Source organism: Halarsenatibacter silvermanii (genome assembly GCF_900103135.1).
In the GTDB taxonomy this organism is placed as follows: domain Bacteria; phylum Bacillota; class Halanaerobiia; order Halanaerobiales; family Halarsenatibacteraceae; genus Halarsenatibacter; species Halarsenatibacter silvermanii.
On sequence record NZ_FNGO01000005.1, the window covers coordinates 154240 to 162015 of the forward strand.

Sequence of the window (7776 nt, forward strand, 5' to 3'; positions counted from 1 at the left end):
TTTTCACGATGGCAGTTCCAGGACGACTTGACTCTATCCCGGGAGCCGAAAGACCTTGCAGCCGCGGGTCTTTCTCTCTTCTGAAAATAATCCATCTTCCCGGGGACAGAGCTACTGCTTCCCATTACCACTTTTAGATTTAATTTTCTATTTTCAGCGAATCAGCTATACTCTGTACTTCACCGTAATAGTCATCAAAAAGCTGCTCCACAGCAGTATAGGTCAGAGTTATGGCCTGCTCATCGTTTTCCACGATCATCCATTCCTGCCAGACCAGAGATTCATCATCATTCATCTGACCTCTGTATCTCACCTTGATACCAGCTTCACCTGCCAGCTCAACATTTTCCCTGGCTATCAACTCAAAATCATCTATCCGGCTCTCAACATCTTTTATTATTATATCAGCATATTCCTCAGCTGTAAACTCAGCCGCAAGCCTCTCCACAGCCACATTAACACTGGCAGTGTGGCGGTAGCCTTCTATCTCCCCCGGGTCGATCTCTTCCGGTGCGAGATAGATGAACTCCTCAATCTGCTCACCGATATCCTGATCGATCAGCTCCCAGGAAGAGGGAATATCCATGCTAAAATTATCACCGTTATAGCTGCTTCGAGCCTCGATCGGAATGTTATAAATGGAGGCTGCTGAGAGAAAAAACAGCAGCAGGAAAAGAACCAGAATCTGACTCCGGGCTGTTAGATTCTTCAAAATGATATTTTTGATCCTATATCTGTTCATAAAAGACCTTCCCGGATTGAATTTTTTTGATCGACAGAGGTCCATTTTATCAGCCGCCGCAGTGGCTCCCGCTGACAACTTCTTCTTTTTGTCCCTGTCTTTCATGATGGATGGGGCGAGAAACCTGCCCCCATTTTTTCGCCTTTTTTTCTAAATCAGAGGCCACCGGCTCTTCGAGAACCTCTTCAGCTCCTTCATGCGTGGGATCGGCTCCGACTTTCTGCACAATTCTGCGCAGCTCTTCAGGATTATCTATGATCGGGCAGGGCCTGTAGAGATTATCGTTAAAGGGAGCTTCTTTCTGGTATTCCTCGAATAGAGGATTTTTGAGCACCTCGACCAGGGGTTTGCCCTTGATATTGTCAACTGCAAAATGTACAAAAGCGCAGGGCTCAACATCGCCGCTGGCATTAATATGGAAATATCTTCTTCCTCCGGCAATGCAGCCATCGGTAAAATGCCCATCATTCCAGAAATCGACCATAAATAGCGGATAATTGGTCCTCAGATCGGGAATGCTTTCCACCAGCTCTGAACGCTGTTCGGGAGTTATCATCAGATCCGTATTGGGATTCTTGCCGATCGGCACATAGTGAAAAAGCCAGGTGTAATATGCGCCTTTATCTATCAGGGCCTCCACAAATGAGCTTCCTTCGGTTAAGAGATGGCAGTTTTTTCTGGTAACAGTAAAGCTTGTGCCAAAAAGCACACCTCTCTCTCTGAGATGTTCCATGGCATCTTCTATTTTGCCAAAAGTACCCGATCCCCTGCGGTCATCGGTATATTCTTCAAAACCTTCCAGGCTCAAAGTGGGGCTCACATTGCCGACACTGGCGATCTTATCTGCCATCTCCTCATCTATTAAAGTACCGTTGGTGTACATCATAAAGACACAGTCCTGATGCTTTTCAAAGATATCGAATAGATGAGGATAAACCGTGGGTTCACCACCGGAGAGAACAAAAAAGTATATACCCAGTTCCTTGGCTTCTGTGATTATCCTATCTATCTCGGAAAAAGAAAGCTGTTCTGAATCCTCATACTTTCCAGCCCAGCAGCCCTCGCAGTTCAAATTGCAGGCGCTGGTGGGATCCAGAAGGATGGTATAGGGCACAGAAGCCCCCAGTTCGCTGCTCTTTTCCTTTCGATAGGAGGTCCCCAGCAGCGTAGCGTTGACAAAAAATGTTTTGGCCAGATTTTCCTGAAATTTGGGAGCCAGGTCAGTCGCCCTGTCGATATAATCGTAAATGACCGGATTTTCTTTCGTCATCGTCTCGACCTTCTCCAGGGCTCTTTGATAGGTTTCAACCTGATTGATTTTTTTAGCCAGCGTCAATATTTTGGAAAAGTTGCTCTTGGGATCCTGCCTGATATATTTTAATCCTGTATCTACAATTTTTTCAGCAGCCATCTTTTTGACCAGATCGAATGTTGAAGACATAAAAATCCTCCTTTTTAAAAAAAGGCCTAACCCCTTGCCTGTAAAAGATCTGATCTGATATTCCGGCTATCAGCAAATAATAGCCTATCTATGAGACGGATAATATATGATATATCTTGATTGATCTATTTCTTATTCGTCCCCGGCTTGATCTTCCCACTCGAAACTGCTCAGAATTCTCTGCATCTCCTTTTTGTCATCCTCCGATAGCTGGGAAAGAAATTGATCTATCAATTCTTCAGTTTCCTCCTGATGGACATCAAAACACCCCTGACCTTTCTCGGAAAGACTGACCTCTACTACCCTTCTATCCTCCTGAGATCTTTCTCTTTCCACATAATTCTGCTCATAAAGTCTGTCGAGAGTGCTGGAAATAGTTGTAAGGGGAGCGGAAACCTTATCAGCAAGATTGGAGATAGTCATCTTTTCATTACGGCCCAGTATTTCGATGATATAATGCTCCTGCAGGCTCAAATCCATCTCAATTGCTTCCGATGAGAATTTGTTCAAAAGCTCCTCCATCAGTTTTCGGAAAAACTTATGGAGGACACTCTCCCTGCTCTCCTCAGTTGTGCTCATGCTTCCACCTCCCTCGATTATTACCCGAAAAATACATTTCCTAATTCGTATTTTTATTTTATCAATCTCAGGCTAAATTGTCAAATTATTGGTGTAATTATAAAGCTTATGCTAATATTTTTCGAACCCAAAGAGGAGGCGGATTTTGAAAAAGTTATGCTTATGTTAAAAAGCTGAAAACAAGCCCCGGTCCTCTGAGAAGAGTATAACCGGGGCTGGATGCATCATTTATTCAAATTTTTAATTGATATTAGCTGACATGTTTCCTGGCTGCTATTTTTTCAAATCAGAAAATACATCCGAAATAATTTTATCCCTGTCTTCACTTCTCTCTCTGAAAGCCAGCAGAGGAGCCTCCCAGAGGAGCTCATGAGAGCCTGTGCTGCCGGTAGCATTATATATCATTTCCAGCTCGGCAGGTTCAGGAATACAATTTAGCTGGACCTTCATCTCTCTATCCCACTGACGCTTTTCATCGCAGTGACCGTGTCTTCCCAGTACAGCTATTTTATCGGAACTCTCCTGCAGAAACTCCAGCTCATCCTTTTCCTTCTTAGATAAAACCAGAAGCGGTATTTCTCTCTGCCTGGCAAGCTTTTTCAATTCCTCAACTATCAATTTTTCCCTTTCAGAACGCTTTTTGTCGCTGTTATCGCCAAACTCGATCGCTTCGAGATAATCGATTATCAGAAAATCAAAATCAGGAAAATGATCGCTGCAGAGATTTTGAATCTCAGCCACAGTTAGCTCTTCCTGATGAAATACATTGAGATTCTCGCTCTCTATCTGCTCCTGGAATTTCCTGGCGCTTTCATTGATCTTCAGCGTGTATTCATTATCTTCAGTCATTTTCTCGTCACTGCTATCCTCATCCAAAAGCCCCGAATTAGCCCTGTTATCACCATTTCTGAACAGGGGTATACCGGTATCGAGATGGATAAATCTTTTTCCCAGCTCTCCCAGATCCTCATCGAGAGTCAGAAAGAGGATACTATCCTCGTGGTTCAACATGCGCTGATGAGCTAAATTTACGGCGAGAGAAGTTTTTCCTACGTGGGCTGGGCCGGCCAACAGAGTGATTTCTCCGGGAGCTATTAATTCAAACTTCTTATCGAGATGCTCATATCCAGTATCCATGATATTATACCTCCATTAACATTGATCCTGGCCTTTAAAAGGCATCAGGCAGATTTCTTTTTATATGCCTCCAGCCCGACAAATACACCGGCAAACGGACTTTCCGGAAACCAGAATGACTGAGGAGGATAGTATTGTTGCAAACTGTTCTTAACAATAATTATACCCTTATTTAGATATTTTTGCAAACATTATTTTCAAAGTTAAATCGCGCTTAGGACTCCTCTGTCGAAATTAACAGTCCTAATACAGCTGTATATAGGCGTTTTTCAGGATATTTCCAACTAAAAAAAACCGAGGCAAAGGCCTCGGAATGGTGTAGGGTAATAAATTTTCAGGGAGATGGTACCCTAACAGCAGCATACAGGAGGAGTGTTAAGTGTTCGACCAATTAGTACCGGTCAGCTCAATGTGTTGCCACACTTACACCACCGGCCTATCGACCTGGTAGTCTTCCAGGGGTCTTAGCTCTTATGAGCGGGATACCTAATCTCAAAGGAGGTTTCGCGCTTAGATGCTTTCAGCGCTTATCCCTGCCACACGTAGCTATCCAGCTTGCCCCTGGCGGAACAGCTGGTACACCAGCGGTGTGTCCATCCCGGTCCTCTCGTACTGGGGACAGCTCTTTTCAGGTATCCTGCGCCCGCGACGGATAGGGACCGAACTGTCTCACGACGTTCTGAACCCAGCTCGCGTGCCGCTTTAATGGGCGAACAGCCCAACCCTTGGGACCTGCTTCAGCCCCAGGATGCGACGAGCCGACATCGAGGTGCCAAACCTCCCCGTCGATGTGAACTCTTGGGGGAGATAAGCCTGTTATCCCCGGGGTAACTTTTATCCGTTGAGCGACGGCAATTCCACGCTATACCGCCGGATCACTAAGCCCTGCTTTCGCACCTGCTTGACCTGTATGTCTCGCAGTTAAGCCCCCTTATGCCTTTACACTCTTCTCGTGCGATTTCCATCCGCACTGAGGGGACCTTTGGGCGACTCCGTTACAATTTGGGAGTCGACCGCCCCAGTCAAACTGCCCGCCTGACAATGTCCTGTGACCGGATTTACGGCCGCCAGTTAGACTCCCGGTATCGGAAGGGTGGTATCCCACGGGCGGCTCCACCGGAGCTGGCGCTCCGATTTCCATGCCTCCCACCTATTCTGTACATCCGATGCCAGAAGCCAATATCAGGCTGCAGTAAAGCTCCACGGGGTCTTTCCGTCCTGTCGCGGGTAGCCTGTTTCTTCACAGGCACCACAATTTCACCGAGTCCCTGGTTGAGACAGCGCTCCCCTCGTTACGCCATTCGTGCGGGTCGGAACTTACCCGACAAGGAATTTCGCTACCTTAGGACCGTTATAGTTACGGCCGCCGTTCACTGGGGCTTAGGTTCTAGCCTTCGCACAGCCTAAATTGGCCGTGCTAAGCTTTCCCCTTGACCTTCCAGCACCGGGCAGGCGTCAGCCCCTATACATCGACTTCCGTCTTAGCAGAGACCTGTGTTTTTGATAAACAGTCGGAGGAGCCTGTGTCGCTGCAGCCGCTTTCAGCTTCAACCGTAAAGGCCTACACCTACTCGCGGCACCCCTTCTCCCGAAGTTACGGGGCCATTTTGCCGAATTCCTTAACCAGAGTTCTCTCGCGCGCCTTGGGATTCTCTCCCTGCCCACCTGTGTCGGTTTGCGGTACGGGCGCCATAAGACTTGCTAGCGGGTTTTCTTGACAGTTAGGGATCAACCGCTTCACCCCCGAAGGGGCTACTCATCACGCCTCAGCGTCGACAGCACGGATTTTCCTATGCTGTCTGCCTACACGCTTATGCAGAGCTCCATCTCTCTGTGGGTCTACCCCTCTGTGTAACCGCTTCACTCAAACGCCTTACGGCGGCACAGGAATATTAACCTGTTGTCCATCACCTACGCCTTTCGGCCTCGGCTTAGGACCCGGCTAACCCTGAGCGGACGAGCCTTCCTCAGGAAACCTTGGGCTTTGGGCGAAAAGGATTCTCACCTTTTTTATCGTTACTCATGCCAGCATTCTCGCTTCCGTACAGTCCACTGCTCCTTGCGGTACAGCTTCAATCCGTACGGAACGCTCTCCCTACCGCCAGTGGATGAAAATCCACTGACCCGCAGTTTCGGTGGCAGACTTTAGCCCCGATACATTTTCGGCGCGAAGTCACTCGACTAGTGAGCTGTTACGCACTCTTTAAATGAGTGGCGGCTTCTAGGCCAACATCCTAGCTGTCTTCGCGACCTCACATCCTTTTCCACTTAGTCTGCACTTGGGGACCTTAACTGGCGGTCTGGGTTGTTTCCCTCTTGACTGCGGAGCTTATCCCCCGCAATCTGACTCCCGCCAAAAATCTCTGTAGGCTTCGGAGTTTGAATGGATTCGGTAGCCTTATTTGGCCCCTAGTCCAATCAGTGCTCTACACCCACAAAGTCTTGACGAGGCTAGCCCGAAAGCTATTTCGGGGAGAACCAGCTATGGCCGGGTTCGATTGGCCTTTCACCCCTATCCACAGCTCATCCCATGGCTTTTCAACGCCAATGGGTTCGGGCCTCCACGAGGTGTTACCCCCGCTTCACCCTGTCCATGGATAGATCACCCGGTTTCGGGTCTGCGCCGTGCAACTTACGCCCTCTTCAGACTTGCTTTCGCTGCGGCTTCGCCTGTTGCGGCTTGACCTTAACGCTGCACAACGCAACTCGCTGGCCCGTGCTGCAAAAAGTACGCGGTCAGGCTTTAAATAGCCCTTCCACTGATTGTAGGCTTACGGTTTCACATTCTCTTTCACTCCCCTTCCGGGGTTCTTTTCACCTTTCCCTCACGGTACTGGTCCACTATCGGTCACCTGGCGGTATTTAGCCTTGGAAGGTGGTCCTCCCAGCTTCCCACAGGTTTTCCCTTAGCCCGTGGTATTCCGGATGAAGCCAAAAAGCCTTCCTCCCTTTCGTCTACGGGGCTTTTACCCTCTACGGCCTGTGTTTCCACACAGTTCGACTAGAGATTCCAGTCCTTTCCTGTCCCTGCAGGAACAGATAGCTTCATCCTCAACCCCCTATCGGCAACGGCTGCAGCCTTTGCCACCGATAAGGTTTGGGCTAATCCCCTTTCGCTCGCCGCTACTGAGGGACTCTCATTTTGATTTCCTTTCCTCGAGATACTAAGATGTTTCAATTCTCCCGGTTCCCCTGTATGGGCTACTTCCTTCACCCATACATGCCAGGGGTTTGCCCTGGCGGGTACTCCCATTCGGATATCCCCGCATCTACGCTTGCTTGGCAGCTCCACGAGGCTTTTCGCAGCCGGCCACGTCCTTCTTCGGCCCCAGGTACCAAGGTATCCACCGTAAGCCCTTGGTTTACTTAACTTCCTCCTGTATGCTGTTGTCAAGGTACCATCAGACAAAAAATAAACCGAGGGCTTTTACAAACCCTCAAAAGTAAATCAGCAGCTTTTTCACACGTCCCTGCCCTCTAAGAAGGTTAGCTCCTTAGAAAGGAGGTGATCCAGCCGCACCTTCCGGTACGGCTACCTTGTTACGACTTCACCCCCCTCGCCAGGTCCACCCTCAATTCTCGCAAGAATCTTCGGGTGCACCCAACTCGGGTGGTGTGACGGGCGGTGTGTACAAGGCCCGGGAACGTATTCACCGCGACATGGTGATCCGCGATTACTAGCGATTCCAGCTTCATGCAGGCGAGTTGCAGCCTGCAATCCGAACTGAGACCGATTTTCCGGGATTGGCTACACCTTGCGGCTTCGCTCCCCTTTGTATCGGCCATTGTAGCACGTGTGCAGCCCGAGGCATACAGGGCATGAGGACTTGACGTCATCCCCACCTTCCTCCGGCTTTCACCGGCGGTCTCCTTAGAG

The 7776-nt window shown here is 48.8% G+C and carries 4 protein-coding genes and 2 rRNA genes; all 6 read right to left on the reverse strand.

Annotation, left to right across the window (positions count from 1 at the left end):
• Nucleotides 1-139 precede the first annotated feature (139 nt).
• Nucleotides 140-742, reverse strand: a complete 603-nt coding sequence (locus tag BLT15_RS04265) for a DcrB-related protein (protein WP_159429810.1) — start codon at nt 740-742, stop codon at nt 140-142.
• A 49-nt stretch (nt 743-791) separates the two neighbouring features.
• Nucleotides 792-2183: a radical SAM protein gene (locus BLT15_RS04270; RefSeq protein WP_089758993.1), complete on the reverse strand. Its 1392-nt coding sequence runs from the start codon at nt 2181-2183 to the stop codon at nt 792-794.
• 132 nt (nt 2184-2315) lie between these two features.
• On the reverse strand, nt 2316-2762 hold the full coding sequence (locus BLT15_RS04275; protein WP_089758995.1) for a MarR family winged helix-turn-helix transcriptional regulator: 447 nt from the start codon (nt 2760-2762) through the stop codon (nt 2316-2318).
• A gap of 273 nt (nt 2763-3035) precedes the next feature.
• Entirely contained in the window at nt 3036-3899 is an 864-nt protein-coding gene (locus tag BLT15_RS04280; RefSeq protein WP_089758997.1) for a DnaB-like helicase C-terminal domain-containing protein, read from the reverse strand.
• Between the two features lie 371 nt (nt 3900-4270).
• Nucleotides 4271-7271: ribosomal RNA gene (locus BLT15_RS04285) — 23S ribosomal RNA — on the reverse strand.
• A gap of 126 nt (nt 7272-7397) precedes the next feature.
• Nucleotides 7398-7776, reverse strand: a 16S ribosomal RNA gene (locus BLT15_RS04290); the annotation flags it as partial.